This window comes from Desulfonatronum thiodismutans, assembly GCF_000717475.1.
Taxonomy (GTDB): domain Bacteria; phylum Desulfobacterota; class Desulfovibrionia; order Desulfovibrionales; family Desulfonatronaceae; genus Desulfonatronum; species Desulfonatronum thiodismutans.
In genome coordinates this window covers 308,580-329,492 of the sequence record NZ_JPIK01000005.1, presented here as the reverse complement: position 1 = coordinate 329,492, position 20,913 = coordinate 308,580, and the positions used below count along the sequence as shown (strand labels likewise).

The window sequence follows — 20,913 nt, the reverse complement described above, 5'->3', positions numbered from 1 at the left end:
ACGTTGCTTTTGGTTGTCCGCATTCATGGCGTTGTTAGGGCCTTTTGGGGTCGATACGCAACGATATTGACTGTACCCTTCCCCTTAGACTTCGTCATTTCGAAATGTTTGCTTAACCGCCTGATAATCTCTGTCAATTTGGTTGCGCCATATGTGCGCGGGTCAAAATCCGGCGCGGCGCGCTTGACGAAGCTTCCAGCCGGCGCAACATTGGCCCATCCGTCCTCGTCTTGATATTGTTCCCATGCTTTCGTAAGCACAGGGACCAGTTCCTTTGGATCAGCCCCTGAGGCCTGCTCTGCAGGCGCGGCCACTGTGACCTCAAGAACAGGCTCAACACCCAAATTCTCTGTATACACGAAATCATCGCAGGCATTTCGGAACGAAACAGGAGTTTTCTTTTCTCCAACGCCGAACACGAAAATTTCCGATTCACGCAATCGGGATGCGAGCTTTGTAAAATCACTATCGCTGGAGACCAGGACGAAAGCATCGTACTTATTCGAATAGAGCAGATCCATCGCGTCTATGATCATTGACGCATCGGTCGAATTCTTTCCTGTGGTGTACGCAAACTGCTGGATCGGCTGTATTGCGAGTTCGTTTAGAGTTGTTTTCCAGTTCTTTAAGTATTCGCTAGACCAATCGCCATAGGCTCTTTTTATGACGATATGTCCATGCGCAGACACCTCATCTAGGATCGCTTTCATCTTTGAGCACTGAGCGTTATCTGCGTCAATTAGGACAGCAATCTTCTTGTGTTCATCCAAGTCCTTCACTGACACCTCCTCGAGCTATGGGTCCTAACGGGCCGGGGCTGACGCAGTCAGTCGCGGGAACGCTTTGCTCACCGGAAAATGTCGAGCGGTAGCGAGTCGTTTTTCCGGTGCAGCAACTTGTTGTACGGCGCAGCTTATAGCTACGATGTTTGATTCTTCAGCGCTTGGAGAATCACCGGCCAGTCCTCTGGATGTAATTCATGCCCCGTGCCTTTCAGTGTAAGTAGTTTCGAATCACGAATCGCATCCTTCAGTGCCAAACCGTGTGCATAAGGAAGCACAGGATCTTCTGTACCATGAATGATTAGTGTTGATACAGTTATCTCATTTAATCGCCCGAGCCACTCTTCGCCACCACCTAAAGTAGTGTGATTGAATGTCGTTAGTATATTTGGCGTACGATCAAAATTTGACTGAGCGATCTGGCGAATCTTTTCAGCGTCAAATACATGGGCAGTACCTGAGTTGATTCGCCACGCACCAACCTGATACTCCACCACCGCATCTTTATCAGACCAGTCAAGTGATCCTGCCTGCTGGTGATACTCCATGATTGCAGGATCAAAAGGGGGCATATCTGGGTCTGTCTCCGCAAGACGCTCTGAAGAGATCAGGGTTAAACTCTTTACCCGCTTCGGATACTTGAGAGCAACAAGCTGGGATAGAAATCCTCCCAGAGACATGCCAACCAGGTGCGCAGCCTTCAGACCATAACCATCAATGACGCGAATCACATCATCTGCTAATTCTTCAACGGAATATGGAGCCTGGCCTGGCTCATAGCTAGTTGACTTCCCCGTATCGCGATGATCATATCGGATCACGTAGCAATCCATTGCGGCCAGCCGGGCACAAAAATCATCAGGCCACCATACCGCCGACGACATTGCCCCCATGACCAAAATAATGGGTTCATGGGCTGGGTTACCGAATGATTCGGTATAGAGTGAAATATCGTTATCAGTAACTACTTTGGCTTCCATAATTACACTGCCTTGAGGTTTCTCGTACAACGGGCCGGGGCTGACCGGCTTCGGCCTGTTCTGGAGCAAGCTCGCTTGCGCAAGGACAGGCCGAAGTCCGGTCCAGTCGGTTGTTCTCGACGCGGCTTCCGCGGCGTGGGCAACCGGATGGACGCAGTCAGCCCCGGCCCGTTCCCGCGACGCGGAAGCGTCGCGGGAACAGATGTATTATACGGAATTCGCAAAACTCCGCCCCCAAAATTCCAGAGCCTCTCGCCTACTAATTTTGGTACAATCCTTCAACCTGAAAACAAAATATTAACTCAATTTTTTCAAAATGTTAAAACACGCGACCCAACTGTTTCTTTACGCCAAAGTCAGCTTTATGCCTTCTCCTGAGGTCAGCTTTATGCGGCACCCATAAATTCACCAAAAAAGCGGGGCATAAAGCCAACCTCGGAGAAAATGATAGACGCATCCGCGTTCGGATATCACTTTTCACAATATCAACACATACCCCCACCACGCCTCCTCCGTACCCAATGCGGACGCATTGGTAAACGCCTCCGCCACCACAAATCTCAAAGTCCCCGAAAACCCCGCGTAGCTCCCGATCCCGCCAAGCACGATCACCCGCCCCTCCCCGGCCCTGCTCGTTCCCTCCCTCTGCTTCATGGTCAGCAAAACATGTCCGCCGGGCTTGAGGGGAGTGCTGTGTAGAGTGTGTCGAGCATTTGCGATGGTTGATAAGGCATGCAGCAAGGTAACGCTGATTTACCGCGCTTCCGGCCCGGACACCTGGGCATCCGTCGCGTTCAACATTTGGGCCGGCAGATCAACGGGCTCGCTGCGCGGGATTTTCCGAACCATGGCCGCATCCAGCCCGGCACACCCCGTCTACAGCCCGAAGCGTTCATGCATCCTGTCGTGACACTGCCGCAAAAAAGCGAGCATTTCCCTTGGGTCACCGGTGTCGTAATAGCGGATCATGCCCGCGTTGTATTCATGCAGGCGCTTGGCTGGGATGGACAGAGGGGGGCGGGCCTTGCTCAGCAGCAGGCCGTTCATCATCAAAAGGCCGGTCCGTTTGTTGCCGTCAAAAAAGAACTGGTTGCGGGCGAACAACAGGTGCAGGGCATAGGCCTGGTCGCGCAGGTCGATGTATTGATCCAGGCTCTGAATCATGGCCTGGAAAAGGTCGTCCAGGCTTTCCGGGTCCGGGGGTTGATAGTCCGTCCCGGAAATGCCGACGCGACCGGAGCGGAATTGCCCGACCTCCAGGGCCTCATCCTTGGCAATGATCGCTTGCAACTCGCAGGCAATCGGCTTGCTGACCTGAAAAGCGCCTTCCTCCACCAGGGAAATCAGCTTTTTCCAGCCCAAAGCCTGCTGCTTCAGCTTTTCCTCATCCGCCACCTTGTGCCCGCCCACGGTTATTCCCTGCAGGTAGGTCTGGACCTCCGGCATGGTAAAGGGCATGCCTTCCAGGGCCTGCACGTCGTAGACCAACTCGGCGAAAAGTTTCTTCGCGATGAATATGGCTCGTTGGATGTCTTTATGCATGGCTATTGTACGGTTCGATGATTTCGAGGATGTTCTGAACAAAAAGCTTGGGGTTGAAGAGCTGCCTGCTCTGTCACGCGCCTGGGGTCAGGTCTTGATTTTTGGCAACTACCCAGCTCATCCGGGAAAAATTCGAGCTGGATAGCGATAGCGCCGGCCTTCGCCGACATGACTGAGAATGAAATGGGCAAGCCCGCTCTTGATCCAATGTTTTTTCATGTCAGGCAGTTCTCCAGCAAATCCCCCAACCAAAGTGGCCAGGTTTTCAGAACCAAGCGCTTGCCGGTCCAAATTTCGTCATTTAGCGGCGAATCATGTACCCATTACTTCCCGAAGCACTCCTGGATTTTTCACGGCAACCTTGATCAGTGTTCGTGCAGCGCCAGACGGAGTCCGCCTTCCTTGCTCCCAGTCGTGCAAAGTCCGGACGGAAATGCCCAGGAGGTCGGCGAACTGTGATTGAGATAGCCCCGTCCTTGTCCGTGCGGCAAGAACCATACACCGTTCCGGTGGAATGACTTCCTCCTTCTCGATGGTTCCATCCCTCAAGGTGATCTTCCGGACAAAGGAACCATCGGCCTGGGGGGTAAAGGTGGTCTTTCTCACCCAGCCGAGCCCGCCATTGGCCTTAATCTGGTCCATCATACGCTCCATATGTTCACGCGCCTTGCTCATTCTCAAACGCCTCCTTGATCTTACGCAGCCAATCCCGCGGAACATCCTCAAGCTCGCCTTTGCCATAGGCCGTAACCAATACAATCTGCCCTGGAGGGATGCGAAGGAAGTAAATGACCCTCGCGCCGCCCCGTTTCCCCTTTCCCTGCGCTGCCCACCGCAACTTGCGACAGCCTCCGGTCCCAGGAATGACCGTTCCTGCATCGGATTTCTCACAAAGAAACAGTTGGAGATCGAGATATTCACTTTCGGAAAATAGCTTGTCCCGCTCAGAGGCAAAAGGGAGAAGTTCCACGAATTCATAGTGCATGGCCCATGCATACGGCTTTGCCGGATATAGGGCAAGTCATTTTCATTGGGTATGCAACGGGCTATGCCCGACACATACCCAGCCGCGTCAGTATTGCTAAACGCCTCCGCCACCGTCCCGATCCGCATCACACGTCCGGAACCTGGGCCGAGGCAAAGGCCGTGAAACAAAACAACCGGGCCGGGTCGTCTTCCTGACGACCCGGCCCGGTTACATTTTAGATTCAGATTGAACCGAGGCTAACTCGGGCGCACCGCCACCACCGGGCAAGGGGCCTGGCGGAGCACCTTTTCGGCCACCGAGCCGAACAACAGACGATCCATGCCCTTGCGTCCGTGGGTGCCCATCACGATCATGTCAGCCTGCTCTTCCTTGGCGCAATTCAGGATTTCCTCCGAAAAATCGCCGCAGGTCACCTTGCCCCGGTGGTTCATGTCGCTGAAATGGCGCTCCATGAATTCGGCCAGGGTCTTTTCTCCTTCCGAAACCATGGTCGTGCAGAACGTTTCCATGGAGTTCATTGGGATGCCGAAGTCGGCGTAGATGGTTCCGGACGGGACCACATGGATGCAGATGACTTCAGCCCCCAGTGGCTTGGCCAGGGATTTCGCGCTGTCCGCCACCTTTTCGCTGACGGATGAGAAATCCACCGCGCACAGAATCTTCTTGATGTTCGACATGAGACACCTCCTCTGCTGTAGGTTGCACATCCGCCTCAACGCGTAAAACGGTCAACCCGGACCGCGGATGCATCGTCGCCTCGCCCTTTGTCTTTTTTGGGTATCTCCATTATGAACTCCCGGTTTGGGAATTGCAAGCCGATCATTTTTTCCACCACTACAATGCCGCCGGGGATGTCGGGAGATTGATACGGCATCCCGCCAAGCGCTTCGCTCGGCGCGGCATGGAGAACCGCTCATGGACAATCCTTTCGTTCTCATCGAAACCAATTTGGGCGATCTGCTCATTGAACTGTATCCGGACAAGGCCCCGCGAACCGTGGCCAACTTCCTGCAATACGTCGACGCCGGCCACTACGACGGGACCGTCTTTCACCGGGTGGTCCGAGGATTCGTCATTCAGGGCGGCGGGTACGATCGCGGGTTGAACAAGAAACCCACGCCGGCCCCCATCCCCAACGAGGCCGAGAACGGGCTCTCCAACGTCAAGGACAGCGTGGCCATGGCCCGGGCCCCGGAAAAAGACTCCGCCACGGACGAGTTCTTCATCAATGCCGCGGACAACGGGCCGGATCTGGACCACCAGGACGATTCCGACGAAGGCTTCGGCTACGCGGTCTTCGGCCAAGTGGTGGAGGGCTCGGACGTGGTCAAGAAGATCAACTGGAAGGTGGTCAAGCCCACGCAGGACTTCCCGGAACTGCCCAAGGACGAGGTATACATTATTTCCGCCCGGCGCTTTGAATGAGCCAGGCGCGACGAGAAGAGTTTCGCCGAACACATCGCGCGAAAAACCACAACCCCGGAGGAGAGGAATGAAAAGGATTTTATTCGGATTGCTGACCATGGCCCTGGTGCTGGGCGGCGGGCTCGGGATCACCGGCCAGGCCCAGGCTGCCCAGAAGATGAACATCCGTCTGGCCCACGTGGTCAACGAGCAGGACGGATTTCACATCGCGGCCCTGAAGTTCAAGGAAATCGTCGAGGAGCGCACCAACGGCGCCGTCACCGTGGCCCTGTTCCCCAACGCCCAGCTCGGGGACGAGCGGACCCTGCTGGAAGGAATGCAGATGGGCACCGTGGACATGGGCATCATCACCAACGGTCCGGTGGCCAACTTTGTTGAGGAAATCGCGGTCTTCGAGCTGCCCTTTCTGTTTCCCACTCCGGAAGCGGCCTATGGCGTTCTGGACGGCCCCATCGGCCGGGAGCTGCTGGACAATCTGGAACGGGTCAATCTGAAAGGCCTGGCCTATGCCGAGCGCGGCTTCCGCAACCTGACCAACTCCGTGCGCCCGGTGGTCACCCCTGACGACATGGCCGGCCTGAAGATCCGGGTCATGGAGAACCCGGTCTACATCGACACCTTCACCACCCTGGGGGCCAACGCCGTGCCCATGGCCTGGACCGAGGCCCTGACCGCCATGCGTCAGAAAACCATCGACGGCCAGGAAAACCCGGTCAACGTGATCCACTCCTTCAAGCTCAACGAGCAACAGGCCCACCTGTCCATGACCCGCCACACCTACGCCCCGGCGATTTTCGTCATGGGCCTGGCCAAATGGCGGGGTTTGAGCCCCGAAGTCCAGGAAATCTTCCTGGAGGCCGCCCAGACCGCCGCTGAACACGAGCGCGCGGTGAACGCGGAGATGGAAGCCGGTCAGCTCCAGGAACTGGCCGACGCGGGCATGCAGATCGTCATGGAGCCGGACACCGCCGCCTTCCAGGCCAAGGTCGCGCCTGTTTATACCAAGTACGGCGAACGATTCGGCGCGTACCTGCAGCGCATCCTGGATGCCATCCAATAACCATTCCGGACGGATACCTCCGTCCCTGATTCCGGAAAAACTGGTCCACGGCGTCGGCAGGGCCTCAAGCCTGGTCGACGCCGTGGCCGGTGTCCTGGCCTTCTGCGCCCTGACGACGATGCTGGTGGTGATCACCCTGCAGATTGTCTTCCGGGTCTTTTTCCAAGCCCTGCCCTGGTCCGAGGAATTGTCCCGCTACCTGCTGGTCTGGACCACCTTTCTCGGGGCCACCATGGCCTATCGCCGCGGCGTGCACATCGCCGTGACCTTCCTGGTGAATTCCCTGCCCGCGCTTCTGGGCCGCCTGGTGCGCATCGCCGGCATCCTGGCCTCCCTGATCTTTTTCGGGACGGCCATGTTCTACGCGGTGCGCTACATGCAGTTGCAATCCTTTCAGGTCACGGCCTCCCTGCGCCTGCCCATGCCCTATGTCTACGCCGTGATGCCCGCGGCTTTCGGGGTGATGAGCCTCCACGGCCTGCACGCCCTGCTCCTGGAAATCTTCCCGGAGCATCGCCCACCCGCCGTGATGCCGGTCGTGGACGTAACCATCCGTCACGAACCAATCCCGGTGAATCCCCCGGCTGATCCTTCCGAACCGGTTGCCAGGCGGACTTCCGGCTCCAGCCGCGGGAGCGGCGCCTGACCATGGCCCTGCTGCTCTTCGGCTCGTTCCTGGCCCTGATGTTCCTCGGGGTGCCCGTGGCCATCGCCATTGCCTTGGCCTCCATGTTCGTCCTGATCCAGGACGGCATCCCCCTGATGCTCATCGTCCAGCGGATGTTCGCCGGGACGGACAGCTTCCCACTGGTGGCCGTGCCCTTCTTCATCCTGGCCGGAGACATCATGGCCAAGGGCCAGGTCTCGGCCAGGCTGGTGGATTTTGCCGACGCTTTGCTGGGGTTCGTCCGGGGCGGGTTGTCCATCGTCGCGGTGCTGGCCGGAATGTTCTTCGCGGCGATTTCCGGTTCCGGGGCCGCCACCACCGCGGCCATCGGCTCCACCCTGGTCCCGGAACTCAAGCGCAAGGGCTACGACACGGCCTGTTCCGCCTCGCTCATCGCGGCCGCGGGAACCATCGGCGTGGTCATCCCGCCCTCCGTGCCCATGATTCTCTACGCGGTCATGGCCCAGGAGTCCGTGAGCCGGCTGTTCCTGAACGGCTTCCTGCCCGGTGTGGCCATGGGCGCGGTGCTGATCGCCATCGCCGTGCGCCAGGCCTGTGCCCGCTCCTACCCGCACGGAGCGGCCTTTTCCGCGCGCAACATCCTGCGGACCTTTTTTCGCGCCGTCTGGGGGCTGATCACCCCGGTGATCATTCTCGGCGGGATTTTCTCCGGACTGTTCACCCCGTCCGAGGCCGCTGTGGTGGCCGTGAACTACGCCCTGTTCGCCTCACTGGTGATCTACCGGGACATGTCCCTGAAAGACGTCTACCGGATCATGTGCCGATCGATCATGACCACCGGGGTGATCATGTTCCTCATCGCCACTTCCGCGATCATGAGCTGGGTTCTGGCCAACTATGGAATTCCGGCCCTGATCGCCGAAACCGTGCTGGGCCTGTCCACGAACCTCTACGTGATCCTGTTCCTGATCACGCTGGTCATCCTGCTGACCGGGATCTTCGTGGAAACCGCCTCGGCCCTGATCATCCTCACCCCGGTCTTTTTGCCCCTGATCCGCCAGCTGGAGGTCAGCCTGATCCACTTCGGCCTGATCATGGTCATGGGCCTGGCCATCGGGATGATCACCCCGCCCGTGGCCATCAATCTCTACGTGGCCTCGTCCATCACCGGCCTGTCCATTGAACGGATCACCCGCTCCATCATCCCCTACATGCTCGGCCTGCTCGCCGTGCTCTGGCTGGTGGTCTACCTGCCGCTGTTCCTGCCGGTGCTGTTCTGACGAAGACTTTCCACAAGCAGGAAAGACATCCCCGAACGTCAACCGTTCACGGGTCAACCCAATCCCCGTGACGTTCCCCTCCAGGAGTCTCCATGAAAATCGTCGTCGCCCCCAACGCCTTCAAGGGCTGCCTGTCCGGAACCGAGGCCGCGGACGCGATCATCACGGGCATCAAGCGGGTGCCCAAACCGTATCGCATCGCGAAAATGCCCATTGCGGACGGAGGGGACGGCCTTTTGGACGTTCTTTCCCAGCGGCTCCCCGGAGCCATGGAAACCATGGACGTCCATGACCCGCTGTTTCGAAGCGCCCGGTCCGACTTCTTTTGGTCCCCCGGCGGACGGACCGCCTTGATCGAAATGGCCAAGGCCTCAGGCCTGGCCATGGTGGCCGAGAAGGAGCGCGACCCGGACAAGACGACGTCCTACGGAACCGGGGAATTGATCCGCCGGGCTCTGGATCTCGGGGCCGAGACCATCTACCTGGGCATCGGCGGCAGCGCGACCGTGGACGGGGGCATGGGCATCGCCGCCGCGCTGGGAGTGAAGTTTCTCGACCAGGATCACGAAGAACTGCCCCCCGTCGGCGCGTCCCTGGCCCGGGTGCGGACCATTGACCGTTCCCAGACCGATCCGCGTCTGGAGCGGGTCCGGATTGAAATCATCTGCGATGTGGACAACCCCCTGCTCGGCCCCAACGGAGCCGCCCTGGTCTACGGCCCACAAAAAGGCGCCACCCCGGAACAGGCCCTGGCCCTGGACGCCGGAATGGCCAACCTGGCCGACATCGTCGAGCGGGACGCGGGCAAGGACGTCAGGGCCGTTTCGGGTGCCGGAGCAGCGGGCGGAGTCGGCGGGGCCATGTACGGACTCTTCGACGCGAAAATCCGTCCCGGCATCGACGTGGTCCTGGACCTTCTGGACATGGAATCCCATGTCCAAGAGGCCAAACTGGTCATCACCGGGGAAGGGCAAATCGATTATCAGACGGCCTACGGCAAGGCCCCAGCGGGTATCGCCAGACTGGCGAAAAAACACCGCGTCCCCTGCGTCGCCCTGGCCGGGAGCATCGGTAGGGTCACGGACGAACTGTACGACGCGGGCATTACCGCGGTCATCTCCATCTGCTGCGGTCCGGTCTCCCTTCACGACGCCATGTGCAACGGCAAGACCCTCCTGGCGGACTCGGCGGAACAAGTCATGCGCATTTACGCTGATTTCATCTGACGGATCCATCGGCCACGCCTGCCCACGAACCGCCGACCACTTGCATTTTCTTGATTCTTTAGCGAATAAAGACATGAAGAGCGGAAGGAAATCCATGTCTTTCGCATTACGGACAACCGCGCAAGGAGCAACAACATGAGCTTGATGCATCTGAACCGATCACGGGGTCGCTTTGAAATCGACCACCGTACCGAGCCCGAACTGTTTCGGGATATTTATCCCTACAAGAACATCTGCCGGACCAGCTTCGACGATTCCTTTTCCATGCCTCGTCCGGCGGATCCCATGTACATCACGGACACCACCTTCCGCGACGGGCAGCAGGCCAGACCGCCCTACACCTTGGAGCAGATCAGCCATATTTTTGATTTGCTGCACAAGTTGGGCGGGCACAGCGGGCTGATCCGCCAGAGCGAGTTCTTTCTGTACTCGGATAAGGACCGCAAGGCCGTGGAACAGTGCCTGGCCAAGGGCTATCGATATCCCGAGATCACCGGCTGGATCCGGGCCAATGAGGACGACCTGAAGCTGGTCAAGGACATGGGGCTCAAGGAAACCGGCATGCTGACCTCGGTTTCGGACTACCACATTTTCCTGAAGCTGGGCAAAGACCGGGAAAAGACCGCCGAGGGCTACCTCCGGGTCGTGGAAAAAGCCCTGGAATGGGGGATCATTCCCCGTTGCCATTTTGAAGACATCACCCGGGCGGACATCTACGGCTTCTGCATTCCCCTGGCCCAAAAACTGATGGCCCTGTCCAAGGACAGTGGCCTGCCGGTAAAGATCCGGCTTTGCGACACCATGGGCTATGCCGTGCCTTATCCGGGTGCATCCTTGCCCCGCTGCACGGCCAAAATCGTCAGGGCCTTCACCGACGACGCCGAGGTTCCGGGCCACTGGCTGGAGTGGCACGGGCACAACGATTTTCACAAGGCCCTGGTGAACACGGTCACGGCCTGGCTCTACGGCTGCTCCGGGGCCAACGCCACCTTGCTCGGTTTTGGGGAGCGCACCGGCAACGCGCCGGTAGAAGCCCTGGCCATCGAGTACATTTCCCTGACCGGCGAGGACGACGCCGCGGCCACCCAGACCATTGCCGAGATCGCGGACTATTTCGAGAACGTCCTGGGCTACGCCATCCCGGACAACTATCCTTTCGTGGGCAAGGACTTCAACGCCACCAAGGCCGGGGTGCACGTGGACGGCCTGCTCAAGAACGAGGAAATCTACAACATTTTCGACACCCGTCAGATCCTGGGCAAGCCGGTCTCCATCATCATCACGGACAAATCCGGTCGGGCCGGGGTGGCCTACTGGATCAACAACCGCTTCGGGCTGCGCGGCACCCAGCAGGTGGACAAGCGCCATCCGGCCGTGGGCAAAATCCATAACCGGATCGTCAAGGCCTACGAGGACGGGCGAACCACCTCCTTTTCCAATCAGGAGATGTGGAACCTGGTCAAACGCCACCTGCCGCAGCTGTTTTCCTCCGAGTTCGACCAGCTTAAGAAGACGGCCCATACCCTGTCCTCCAGGATCATGCGCAAGCTGTCGGAGAACATGGAAATCAAATCCTTGGAGCCCAAGCGCGTCCTGACCGCCATCGACACTGTCTTGGAAAAATACCCTTTCATCCAGTACCTCTACATGGTGGACACAAAGGGCCGTCTGGTCACCGGCAGCATTTCCCATCCCGAGGACAAGTCCAAGTACAAGGCCTACGACCCAGGCAAGGATCTTTCAGACCGCGAATGGTTCGCCGCCCCGATGCAGACGGGAAAGCTGAATATCACGGACTTTTACCGATCGTTCATTACCGGAAAACTCTGCCTGACCGTTTCCATGCCGGTTTTCGACGCCAACGACGACATCCAGGCCATCCTGGGCGCGGACATCCGCTTCGAGGAACTGCTCAAACGCCGATCCGAACTCGAAGAGGAAGAAGGGGATGCGCCAGTCTGATTCATTTCCCACATGCCAGTCCCCCGGCCCTTCCGGGCCGGAGGGCGATGCCGACGACACTACCATGAAATCCATTTATGATCCCTGGAGGAAAACGGCCCACCTGGCCTGCTGGGTGCTGATGGGAGTGCTTCTGCTGGTCGGTTGCGCGTCTAAACCGTCCCCGCCTCCCCAGCGGCCTTCGACGCCCCCGGTTCGGGAAGAACCTCGGCCGACAGTCAGCCGCCCACAGCCGCCCCAAACACCCTTGCCGCCCACGGCAAGGCCGTACACCGTGCTCGGCCAGACCTATCAACCGCTGACCTCCGCGGACGGGTTCTCGGAAGAAGGCGTCGCCTCCTGGTACGGGCCGCAGTTTCACGCCAAGCGCACCGCCAGCGGCGAGGTCTACAACATGTACGACCTCACCGCCGCGCACCGCATTTTGCCCATGCAAACCAAGATTCGGGTCACCAATCTGGAAAACGGGAAGGCCGTGGTCTTGCGGGTCAACGATCGCGGTCCCTTTGTCGGGAACCGGATCGTGGACCTCTCTTACAAGGCGGCTCAGGAGCTGGATGTGATCCGGCCGGGAACGGCCAAAGTTCGGGTGGAGGCTTTAGGCAGGTGGCCGGGCGGAATTCCCGGAAGGTTCTTCGTGCAGGTCGGGTCGTTCAGCCAGCGGGAAAACGCCGACCGCCTGATGCGGGAAATGCGCGCCGGGGGATACTCGGGCAGCAGAACGGTTCAGGCCGAAATCGACGGCCAGACCTTCTGGCGGGTTCAGGTGGGCGAATTCGGCAACCTGGACAAGGCCGAAGCCGCCAGGAGCCAAATCGCCCGCCAGACACCGGGAGCGTTTGTTATTGCGGATTGATTTCGGCCCGAAATTTTTTGGAAAGCCGAAAAACAATGACCTTGCGCGGGTCCAGGGTGATGGTCTCGCTGGTCTGCGGGTTGCGTCCCTTGCGGGCTTTTTTCGGGTAGGCCTCGAACTTGCCGAAACCGCTGATCAGCAACGCATGATCCCGCTTCACGGCGGTCTTCATGATCGACAGCAGGGACTCCACCACTTTTTTCACCTCGCCCCGACTTCGATCCACCTTGTCGTAAATGGTGTCCACGATTTCCGCTTTTGTCAGTGTTCTGCTCATGGTTGCTCTCCGGTAGCTCTCATCTTGGTTGCAGGGTTAACAGTCCGTTGAAAAACTCCCAATTGCTGCGTCGCTGCAAAAAGTTCAAACTCTCACGCATGAATAAATACGCTTCGACCTTGAACTTTTTTTGCTCCTTGCACTTGGGGTTTTTGAACGGACTGTGGGTAAAGACTTTTTCACACAGTTAATGAAAGAGTCGGGCCTAGCCCGTGTATTTGGCCGATCAGCCCGGATGGTCAGCGCAACCTGTTCAACGCGGCCCGAATGGACTCGGCGGCGGACTGCATCGCTTCCGGGCTGGGATACGCCGCTTGCGGCCAAAGCTGCAAACCATCGCCCTCATACCGGGGGATCAAATGGAAGTGGGCATGATCCACCAGCTGTCCGGCGGCTCGGTAATTGTTCATCATCACGTTCAGGCCGTCGGCCTTCGTGGCGGCGCGGATCGCTCCGGCAACCGTCTGCATCGCCTCCAGCAACTCATTGCCCAAATCCGGAGGCAGATCCCACAGCGTGGCGTGGTGCGCCTTGGGTATGACCAGGGCGTGACCTGGATGAACCGGGGAAATATCCAGAAAAGCCATGGTGTTCGGCGTGACGTGAATCGTCGCGGACGGAATCGCGCCCCGGACGATCTCGCAAAAGATGCAGGTGGACATGTCGGACCCTCAGGTTCTGGGTTTTCGGATTTCGCGGCAAACAGTTTCTGAAGCGTCCGGGATCAGAGGAAGAGGGCTGTCAGGGGCTCCCCGTCATGTGAAGAACTCCGCAAAGAACTCCCATGGTTGCCGGACGCGGCCGAAGGCTGGTCCTGATCTACCCGAGACCGTTTACTTTTTCAACTCCTTTCCGATCTATCCCCGACAAAACAATGAATCGACTGCGCCTTTTTCATCCGGAACCCGTCCGAAAGCGACTTCGGATCATCCCGATTTTCCTGCCCTACCACGGCTGCCCGCACCGTTGCCTCTACTGCGCCCAGCACCTGCAGACCGGCATGTCCAGCGGCACCCAAACCGCCTCCGAAGGGCCGACGCTGGAAGCAATCCATGCAAAAATGGTCCAAACCCTGGCACTACTGACGACAAGCGGTTCGAAAGGACTCGGCATCGCCTTTTACGGCGGAACCTTCACGGCCCTGCCCGTGGAGTGGCAGGAACGGTTCTTGAAAACCGTACAGCCGCACCGAGCAGCCGGGACCATCACCCATGTCCGTGGCTCCACCCGCCCGGACAGCATCAAGGCGAATCACCTCTCCTGGCTGCGCGAAAACGGCCTGGACATGGTGGAACTGGGGATTCAAAGCTTCGAGCCGGAGGTCCTGCGCCAATCCCGCCGAGGTTACGAAGCCGAAACCGCGGTGCAAGCCTGTCTCACGGTCCGCAAGTACGGCCTGGAACTGGGCGTCCAACTGATGCCCGGTCTGCCGGGTTCGTCCATTTCCGGCTGGTTCCGGGACGTCGATCAAACCCGCGCTCTGACTCCCGAAGCCGTCCGCATTTATCCCTGCCTCGTGCTGCGTGATACCCCCCTCAGCCAAGCCCACCGCGCGGGCTCCTTTCGCCCCTGGTCCTTGTCCCGGACAATCTGGGCCGTAAGCAGGGCACTGAACTCCCTGTGGCGACAGGGCATTCCGGTGATCCGAATCGGGCTTGCCCCGGAAGGGACGCTGACTCCAGCCATCCAGGCCGGCCCCTGGCACCCGGCCCTGGGACACATGGCCAAGTCCCACGCCCTGCGAGCCTGGCTCACCCAAGCCATGACCGCACTGCCCGAAGCCCCTCACCAAATATGCGTTCCGAAACGCTTCACCGCCGAGTTCTGGGGCCACGAACGCGAACACGCCCGCACATGGCGACGTCTGGGTTTAGCCCCGTCCAACGTCCGGAGTTGGGAGCGGCCGTATTTTCTGGTGGCGTCCCTCGCGGCCCCCCCTCCAGAAATGATCCCGGTTTTGCCTGCTTGTCGACCAACGCCTTGACTCCACGGACGCCTCTTTGTAAGGAGTCGAATTCGACAGTTGACGACGTGCGTCGCAATTCCGAACAAAAGCACGAGATTCCTCGGCATCCGAACGTATCGATTCGGCGTAACCTCTGAAATACTGGCGAAATATTGGCGAGATACCGGCGAGATACCGGGCCTGATTCAAGGACGGCACGTACATTCTCGTTTTGATCACGACGCAGCCCAAAGCTACTTATTTGCATCCCATGCAGGACGAAGGAGAGAACCATGAAACGGACATATCAGCCGAGCAACACTCGGCGCAAGCGCACCCACGGATTTCTGACGCGCATGAAGACGAAAAACGGACGAGCCATTATCCGCCGCCGTCGCGCCAAAGGCCGCCAGCGCTTGGGCGTTTAACGCTCAAGCCCGCGGACAAGCTCAGGGTACGCGCGGAATTCACGCAATGTTACACCAAAGGCAGGAAATACCACTCCCGGTATTTCCTCCTTTTTTTTCTGTCGGACACCGCGCCTTGCCCTGCCCGGGGCCCGCGATTGGGCATCGCCGCGGGCCGCAAAGTCGGCACGGCGGTCCGCCGCAACCGCATCAAGCGTTTGATTCGCGAAGCCTTCCGCCTTGGGCGGGAACAGTTCCCTGACAATACCGATGTCGTCGTGGTTGTGAAGCGAGGCATCGATATCAACCAGCTCAAGCTTGCCGACATCCAAAAGGACATCCGAGGCGTCATGCAGCGGGTTCGTCGGGAAGCCGGGGCTCGCCCTGAACAGATCTTCCGGGTCGCCCCCCAACCCTGACCACGCGTTCATCGCCATGCGTTACTTGCTGATTCTGCTGATCCGAGGGTATCAACTCGGTATTTCCCCTCTTCTTCCTCCCAGCTGCCGCTTCATTCCTTCGTGTTCGGAATACGCCAAGCAGGCGCTGGAAACGCACGGTCTTGTGAGAGGGACCATGCTCAGCGGATGGCGTCTGTTGCGCTGCCAGCCATTTTGCGCCGGTGGGCTGGATCCGGTACCGGAACCCCGACGCGCCACTCATGGAACCACTGCCATACCGTCCCCGGCGGCCGCCAACCTCAACCCCCCCAATTCCTGAATCATGGATCACAAAAGAGCTTTCCTGGCAATCACCATTTCCTTGTTGTTTCTGGTTCTTTGGAGCTGGATGTTCTCTCCTCCTCCCCAACAGCCATCGCCGCAACCGGACTCCACCGCCGAATCCCGACCAGAAACACGACCACTTCCGGAAATCCAGCCCATTGACCCGGCCCTGGCTCCTCAGCCAATTGCTCCGAGGGACCAAGCAGTGAACGGAATGGATGCAGGGCTGGGCGCCCAACAGGAAGCACCGCTGGATCCGGGATTCATCGGCTCGGCGACGCCCCGCGGGCAGCGAATCACGGTTCGCAGTCCGCTGTTCGAAGCGGTTTTCAACTCCGAGGGCGGGGTGCTGGAACAATTCAAGCTGCTTCAGTACCGCCAAACCATCGAGCCGAACGCCGCTTTCGTGGACTTGGTCGACTCTCCTGACCCGCGCAAACGACCTCTCGGCCTGCTCTGGAACGACCAACCCACATGGATGCAGGGGGAGTGGACCGTCACGGGAGAAAACCTGAATCTTGCCCATGGCGAACGCGGCACCCTGTCGTTCACCGGACGATTCGGACAACTTGAACTGGTCCGGACCTTCAGTTTCACCGGAGACACCTACCTGGTCGAGGAACAGCTTCAGGTCCGCAACCACTCACCCAACCAGATCGGCGCCACTCTCGGCTTCACCATGTCCAGCGAACCCTTGAGCGCCATCCAGGATCGCTACACCCCGACCCAGGTCATGTACTACGACATCGGCGGCTTGGAAAAGGAGCGCAAGGACAAGAATCTGCTGCCTGGCATCCGCTCCGATACGGCGGTCCGTTGGGGCGCGGTCCAAAGTAATTATTTCCTGGCCGCCGTGATCCCCGGCTTTTCCGATCCGGTGTTCAAGGCGCGTCTTGAAGACGGCATGCACCGCCTGGTCATGGAAACCAGGAACTTTTTTCTGGACGCCCAACTGGAAATGCAGTTCCGGTCGACCTACTACTTCGGCCCGCGGGAACGGGAAGCGCTCTCCGTCGCCCCCGGAAACCTGCTCGAAGCCCTGCATTACGGCTGGTTCGACCTCATTGCCAGCCCGCTTATCCAGGTCTTAAACTTTTTTCATGGGTACGTTCACAACTACGGATTGGCCATCATCCTGCTGACCTTGGTCATCAAGCTGATTTTCTTCCCGCTGTCCCAGAAGAGCTACAAGTCCATGCAGCAGATGAAGAAACTGCAACCCATGATGCTCAAGCTGCGCGAGAAGCATAAAGACGATCGCCAGAAAATGAACGAAGAGATGATGCAGCTCTATAAGACCTACAAGGTTAATCCCCTTGGGGGCTGTCTGCCCATCGCCGTGCAGATTCCGGTGTTCATCGCCCTGTATCAGGCCCTGATGGGGGCCATTGAGTTGCGCCACGCCCCGTTTATCACCCACGTGCCGTTCACTGACATCATCTGGCTGGCCGACCTTTCTGCTCGTGATCCCTATTATGTCACCCCGATCATCATGGGGGCGACCATGTTCCTGCAGCAAAAACTGACCCCCGCCCCCGGGGATCCCATGCAGGCCAAGATCATGCTGTTCTTACCGATCATTTTTACCTTTCTATTCTTAACTTTCCCGTCGGGTTTGGTCCTCTACTGGCTGGTAAACAACGTTCTCTCCATCGCCCAGCAGTGGTGGGTGATGCGCGAACCCGCCAAGTCGTAGGCCGCAAACCGTCGCCGGTTCGTCCATCGGTCACGGACCAGCAGTCCGCCGATGGTGAAGGAGACCAACGTCAACATGAGTGAGCCAAAGGAATTTCAAAGCAAAAGCGTCGATGAAGCCATTGAGGAGGCTTGTTCGTTTTTTTCCTGTATCCGGGATGAATTGGAAATAACTATATTAGCGGGCGGTTCATCCGGAATCTTCGGCCTGGTGGGCGCGAAAAAGGCCCGGATCAAAGCCCAGCCGCGGGTCCGGCTTTCGGAATTGGAAACCATGATCCGCGCGGTCACGGAACGAATCACCGCCGCCATCGTGGACAACCCTCGGGTCGAGGTGGAGCATCAGTCCGATCTGATCAAGGCCACCATTAAAACTTCCGACGACATGGACCGGCTCCTGGGACGCGAAGGGCAGGTGCTCGGAGCGGTGGAGTACGTCGTCAACCGGATCGTTGCCCGTCGCTGGCCCAGCGCCGTGCGGGTCATGCTGGACGCCGACGGATTTCGGGAGCGCCAGGACCAGGAACTCAGCGCTTTGGCCGTGACCCTGGCCGAAAAGGCCAAGTCCACGCAATCGCCGCAAAGCACCAAGCCACTTCCATCCTATCAACGGCGCATCGTCCATGTGGCCCTGCAGGCGGTCACGGACATTCAGACCAAGAGCAAGGGCGACGGGCCGTTGAAACGCGTCCTGATCATTCCCAAGGCCCCTCCTTCCCAGGACGAAGCCCCCAAATCCGAGAGCCCGCCACAGCAAGACTCATGACCGCTTCGGCCCAGGAGGCCTCCTCCACCATCGCCGCCGTGGCCACCCCTCCGGGCCACGGCGCGGTGGGCATCATCCGCGTCAGCGGCCCGCGGGCCAAGGTCGCCGTCTTGGCCCGATTCACATCGCCCCATCCGAAATTCACCGGCTTTCGCCCCTATCGCCTGCACCACGGCCACATTCTGGGCGAGGACGGGCGTATCCTGGACGAGGTTCTGGCGGCCTTCATGCCCGGCCCGGGATCGTTTACCGGCGAGGACGTGATGGAGATCCACTGCCATGGCGCCCCGGTGGTTCTGCAAGCCGTCCTGGAGTCCATCCTGGCCCAGGGAGTCCTTCCCGCCGGTCCGGGCGAGTTCACCCAGCGCGCCTTTCTCAACGGCCGCATGGACCTGACCCAGGCCGAAGCCGTGGCCGAAATCATCGCCGCCACGTCTCCCTCGGCGTCCCTCCTGGCTCAAACCAAGCTTTCCGGAGCCCTGAGCGCCTGGCTCCGCGATCTGCGATCCAGCCTGGAGGAACTCCGGGCCCAACTGTGTCTCGCGGTGGACTTTCCTGAAGAGGATCTGGAGTGTCTTGCACCGGACGATTTTTCACGCGCCGTTGAGCGCATCCAGGACCAAATCCACGTCGTCCTGGACAACTGCCGCCGCAACCGCATCTGGAATGATGGGGCCTTGTGCGTTCTTTCCGGGGCCGTAAATGCCGGCAAATCCAGCCTGCTCAACCTGCTTCTGGGCCGGGAGCGGGCCATTGTCAGCGCCACGCCGGGAACGACTCGGGACTATCTTGAGGAACGCCTTTACCTTCAAGGGCTTGAGGTTCGGCTGGTGGACACCGCCGGTGTACGCCAAGACGCCGACGACGTGGAACAGGCGGGTTTGTCTCAAGCTCGCAGGCTTCGGCATACAGCGGACCTGATTCTGTTAGTGGTGGACAACTCGACTCCGGGGGCCGGGATCGCGACGGCCTTTCAGCTCGCTTGCCACTCGGAATCGCCTTCAGCGGCGCAACCGACATCCAGCCCGATACGAGCCTCGAAAGGAAACGCCCCAATCCTCGAATCCTTTCCTGCCTCCAAGACCCTGGTCGTGGCCAACAAGACCGATCTTCCCCGGCCTGACCTTGAACCCGTCGCCTCACTGGCCGAACTCGGCTATCCCGTGGTGCACATCTCAGCCAAGACAGGCCAAGGACTGGACGCGCTGCAGGACGCCATGCGCTCCATGCTCACGAGTCAGGCCTCGGCACCCCGTCCGGACACCCTGACCCCAAACCTGCGCCAGTCGCTGGCCTTGGAACGGGCGGACCAGGAACTGGCGCTCCTGCGAACCGACATTCATGCCGGACTGCCCTACGACCTGCTCGGGGTCCGGCTGGAACTCGTCAGCTCCATCCTGTCTGAAATAACCGGAGAAATTACCTCCTCGGATGTCCTTGACTCCATTTTCAGCAAATTCTGCATTGGAAAGTGACACCGTCTCGGAAACGCATCGCCCCTGCGCGGAACGCTCCGGAATCGTCATTTCCCGCCAAGGTCGGATGGCCCTGGTTCAGGTGCGTGAATCTCGGGGTTGCGCCGCCTGCACCTGCACCACTTCCCAAGCCCGCGGCCAATCCACGTCAACGCGAACCGTAACCGTCGTCAACATCGTCGACGCCGAAGTTGGCCGACATGTCCGGATCGTCGACTCGCCCCGAGCCGCCATAGCAGCTTCCGCCGTGCTGTTCGGCATCCCCTTGCTGGGCGTGCTGTGCGGCGCTCTCGGCATGTATTGGATCGCACCGCTTCCTTCCGAGGATCTCAACACCTTGCTCGGCTCGGCGGCTGGACTGGCCCTCGGCGCTGCCGCGGCCCGGGCAACCGCGAGCCTGAGCTTTCCAGGCCTAAACCACGCCCCTCAAGCCGTCGAAATCCTCCCCGACTCCACGCCCCCCCCTCTGACAGATCCCTCCTCTTCCACCCCATCTTGAAGATCTCAAGCCTCAAGGCCGAAGTCCAACGAGTACCTGTTGCAACGCAGGCCCCAACCAAGACGCTTCCCGAAATCCGACAAAATCGATAAGGAAAATCATATACATAGACACTTGAATTTTACGCTCATTTTTTCACAATCCGCGCCTACGCCTTGACATCCCGTCCCGGCTCATCTAGCAAGTCCTACTTAAAAACCCGCCTTTCAGAGAGGTTTTATTGGGCGTCCATCCCTCCCCAAATTCACTTGCTGACAGACCGACGTCCCAGCCGCTTGCCCCCATGGAACGTTGAGAATTCGGGGAAGCTGAGAAATCCGCTGTTCGTCTTTAGTAACGTCGAAATCCCCTCGTACGGGAAGGGGTTTTGTCTTTTTCGGCCCAAGGGGTTCAAA

At 59.2% G+C, this 20,913-nt stretch carries 22 protein-coding genes and 1 pseudogene; 15 read left to right on the top strand and 8 right to left on the bottom strand.

What is annotated here, in order from left to right:
• Positions 1 to 23 precede the first annotated feature (23 nt).
• The 6 genes from GY33_RS0104840 to GY33_RS0104800 form a co-directional block, all read right to left on the bottom strand.
• The gene (locus GY33_RS0104840) at positions 24 to 779 is read right to left on the bottom strand and encodes an NYN domain-containing protein (RefSeq protein WP_031386254.1); all 756 of its coding nucleotides are present in this window, start codon (positions 777 to 779) and stop codon (positions 24 to 26) included.
• Positions 780 to 919: 140 nt separating this feature from the next.
• Positions 920 to 1,762 carry a putative esterase EstX gene (locus GY33_RS0104835; protein WP_031386253.1) on the bottom strand — a complete coding sequence of 281 codons (843 nt, stop codon included), beginning with the start codon at positions 1,760 to 1,762 and terminating at the stop codon, positions 920 to 922.
• 876 nt (positions 1,763 to 2,638) lie between these two features.
• Complete coding sequence (locus GY33_RS0104820; protein ID WP_031386251.1) at positions 2,639 to 3,304, bottom strand: Fic family protein; 666 nt, start codon at positions 3,302 to 3,304, stop codon at positions 2,639 to 2,641.
• A 312-nt stretch (positions 3,305 to 3,616) separates the two neighbouring features.
• Positions 3,617 to 3,979 carry a helix-turn-helix domain-containing protein gene (locus GY33_RS21650; protein WP_235185465.1) on the bottom strand — a complete coding sequence of 121 codons (363 nt, stop codon included), beginning with the start codon at positions 3,977 to 3,979 and terminating at the stop codon, positions 3,617 to 3,619.
• A complete protein-coding gene (locus GY33_RS0104805; protein WP_031386250.1) occupies positions 3,963 to 4,289 on the bottom strand; it encodes a hypothetical protein in 327 nt (108 codons plus the stop codon). The genes GY33_RS21650 and GY33_RS0104805 overlap by 17 nt, the downstream gene beginning before the upstream one ends.
• 239 nt (positions 4,290 to 4,528) lie before the next feature.
• Positions 4,529 to 4,969: a universal stress protein gene (locus GY33_RS0104800; RefSeq protein ID WP_031386249.1), complete on the bottom strand. Its 441-nt coding sequence runs from the start codon at positions 4,967 to 4,969 to the stop codon at positions 4,529 to 4,531.
• Positions 4,970 to 5,207: 238 nt separating this feature from the next.
• Between GY33_RS0104800 and GY33_RS0104790 the strand changes: the two genes are divergently transcribed.
• From GY33_RS0104790 to GY33_RS0104760, 7 genes are all read left to right on the top strand, one after another.
• The gene (locus GY33_RS0104790; protein ID WP_031386248.1) at positions 5,208 to 5,717 is read left to right on the top strand and encodes a peptidylprolyl isomerase; all 510 of its coding nucleotides are present in this window, start codon (positions 5,208 to 5,210) and stop codon (positions 5,715 to 5,717) included.
• A 67-nt stretch (positions 5,718 to 5,784) separates the two neighbouring features.
• Positions 5,785 to 6,777 carry a TRAP transporter substrate-binding protein gene (locus GY33_RS0104785; protein ID WP_031386247.1) on the top strand — a complete coding sequence of 331 codons (993 nt, stop codon included), beginning with the start codon at positions 5,785 to 5,787 and terminating at the stop codon, positions 6,775 to 6,777.
• Entirely contained in the window at positions 6,764 to 7,423 is a 660-nt protein-coding gene (locus GY33_RS0104780) for a TRAP transporter small permease (protein WP_084184786.1), read from the top strand. The genes GY33_RS0104785 and GY33_RS0104780 overlap by 14 nt, the downstream gene beginning before the upstream one ends.
• A 2-nt stretch (positions 7,424 to 7,425) precedes the next feature.
• Entirely contained in the window at positions 7,426 to 8,685 is a 1,260-nt protein-coding gene (locus GY33_RS0104775) for a TRAP transporter large permease (protein ID WP_031386245.1), read from the top strand.
• Between the two features lie 92 nt (positions 8,686 to 8,777).
• Complete coding sequence (locus GY33_RS0104770) at positions 8,778 to 9,911, top strand: glycerate kinase family protein (RefSeq protein WP_031386244.1); 1,134 nt, start codon at positions 8,778 to 8,780, stop codon at positions 9,909 to 9,911.
• 135 nt (positions 9,912 to 10,046) lie between these two features.
• Positions 10,047 to 11,873: a triose-phosphate isomerase gene (locus tag GY33_RS0104765; RefSeq protein ID WP_031386243.1), complete on the top strand. Its 1,827-nt coding sequence runs from the start codon at positions 10,047 to 10,049 to the stop codon at positions 11,871 to 11,873.
• Between the two features lie 64 nt (positions 11,874 to 11,937).
• Entirely contained in the window at positions 11,938 to 12,729 is a 792-nt protein-coding gene (locus tag GY33_RS0104760; RefSeq protein ID WP_051822322.1) for a septal ring lytic transglycosylase RlpA family protein, read from the top strand.
• Here GY33_RS0104760 and GY33_RS0104755 read toward each other — a convergent pair.
• Positions 12,716 to 13,006, bottom strand: coding sequence for an integration host factor subunit alpha (locus tag GY33_RS0104755; protein WP_031386241.1), 291 nt, complete (start codon positions 13,004 to 13,006; stop codon positions 12,716 to 12,718). The genes GY33_RS0104760 and GY33_RS0104755 overlap by 14 nt on opposite strands.
• Positions 13,007 to 13,245: 239 nt before the next feature.
• On the bottom strand, positions 13,246 to 13,668 hold the full coding sequence (locus GY33_RS0104750) for an HIT family protein (RefSeq protein ID WP_031386240.1): 423 nt from the start codon (positions 13,666 to 13,668) through the stop codon (positions 13,246 to 13,248).
• A 212-nt stretch (positions 13,669 to 13,880) separates the two neighbouring features.
• Between GY33_RS0104750 and GY33_RS0104745 the strand changes: the two genes are divergently transcribed.
• From GY33_RS0104745 to GY33_RS0104710, 8 genes and pseudogenes are all read left to right on the top strand, one after another.
• A complete protein-coding gene (locus GY33_RS0104745) occupies positions 13,881 to 14,990 on the top strand; it encodes an elongator complex protein 3 (protein ID WP_051822291.1) in 1,110 nt (369 codons plus the stop codon).
• A 254-nt stretch (positions 14,991 to 15,244) separates the two neighbouring features.
• Positions 15,245 to 15,379, top strand: coding sequence for a 50S ribosomal protein L34 (gene rpmH / locus GY33_RS0104740; RefSeq protein WP_028572398.1), 135 nt, complete (start codon positions 15,245 to 15,247; stop codon positions 15,377 to 15,379).
• Positions 15,380 to 15,441: 62 nt separating this feature from the next.
• Positions 15,442 to 15,777, top strand: a pseudogene (rnpA, locus tag GY33_RS21940) (ribonuclease P protein component); the annotation flags it as partial.
• Between the two features lie 16 nt (positions 15,778 to 15,793).
• On the top strand, positions 15,794 to 16,078 hold the full coding sequence (gene yidD, locus GY33_RS0104730; protein WP_031386237.1) for a membrane protein insertion efficiency factor YidD: 285 nt from the start codon (positions 15,794 to 15,796) through the stop codon (positions 16,076 to 16,078).
• 3 nt (positions 16,079 to 16,081) lie between these two features.
• Positions 16,082 to 17,779 carry a membrane protein insertase YidC gene (gene yidC, locus GY33_RS0104725; protein WP_031386236.1) on the top strand — a complete coding sequence of 566 codons (1,698 nt, stop codon included), beginning with the start codon at positions 16,082 to 16,084 and terminating at the stop codon, positions 17,777 to 17,779.
• Positions 17,780 to 17,854: 75 nt separating this feature from the next.
• Positions 17,855 to 18,544, top strand: a complete 690-nt coding sequence (gene jag / locus GY33_RS0104720) for an RNA-binding cell elongation regulator Jag/EloR (RefSeq protein WP_051822321.1) — start codon at positions 17,855 to 17,857, stop codon at positions 18,542 to 18,544.
• The gene (gene mnmE, locus GY33_RS0104715; protein WP_031386234.1) at positions 18,541 to 20,019 is read left to right on the top strand and encodes a tRNA uridine-5-carboxymethylaminomethyl(34) synthesis GTPase MnmE; all 1,479 of its coding nucleotides are present in this window, start codon (positions 18,541 to 18,543) and stop codon (positions 20,017 to 20,019) included. The genes jag and mnmE overlap by 4 nt, the downstream gene beginning before the upstream one ends.
• Entirely contained in the window at positions 20,009 to 20,518 is a 510-nt protein-coding gene (locus tag GY33_RS0104710) for a SoxR reducing system RseC family protein (RefSeq protein WP_031386233.1), read from the top strand. Before mnmE ends, GY33_RS0104710 begins: the two co-directional genes overlap by 11 nt.
• Positions 20,519 to 20,913 lie beyond the last annotated feature (395 nt).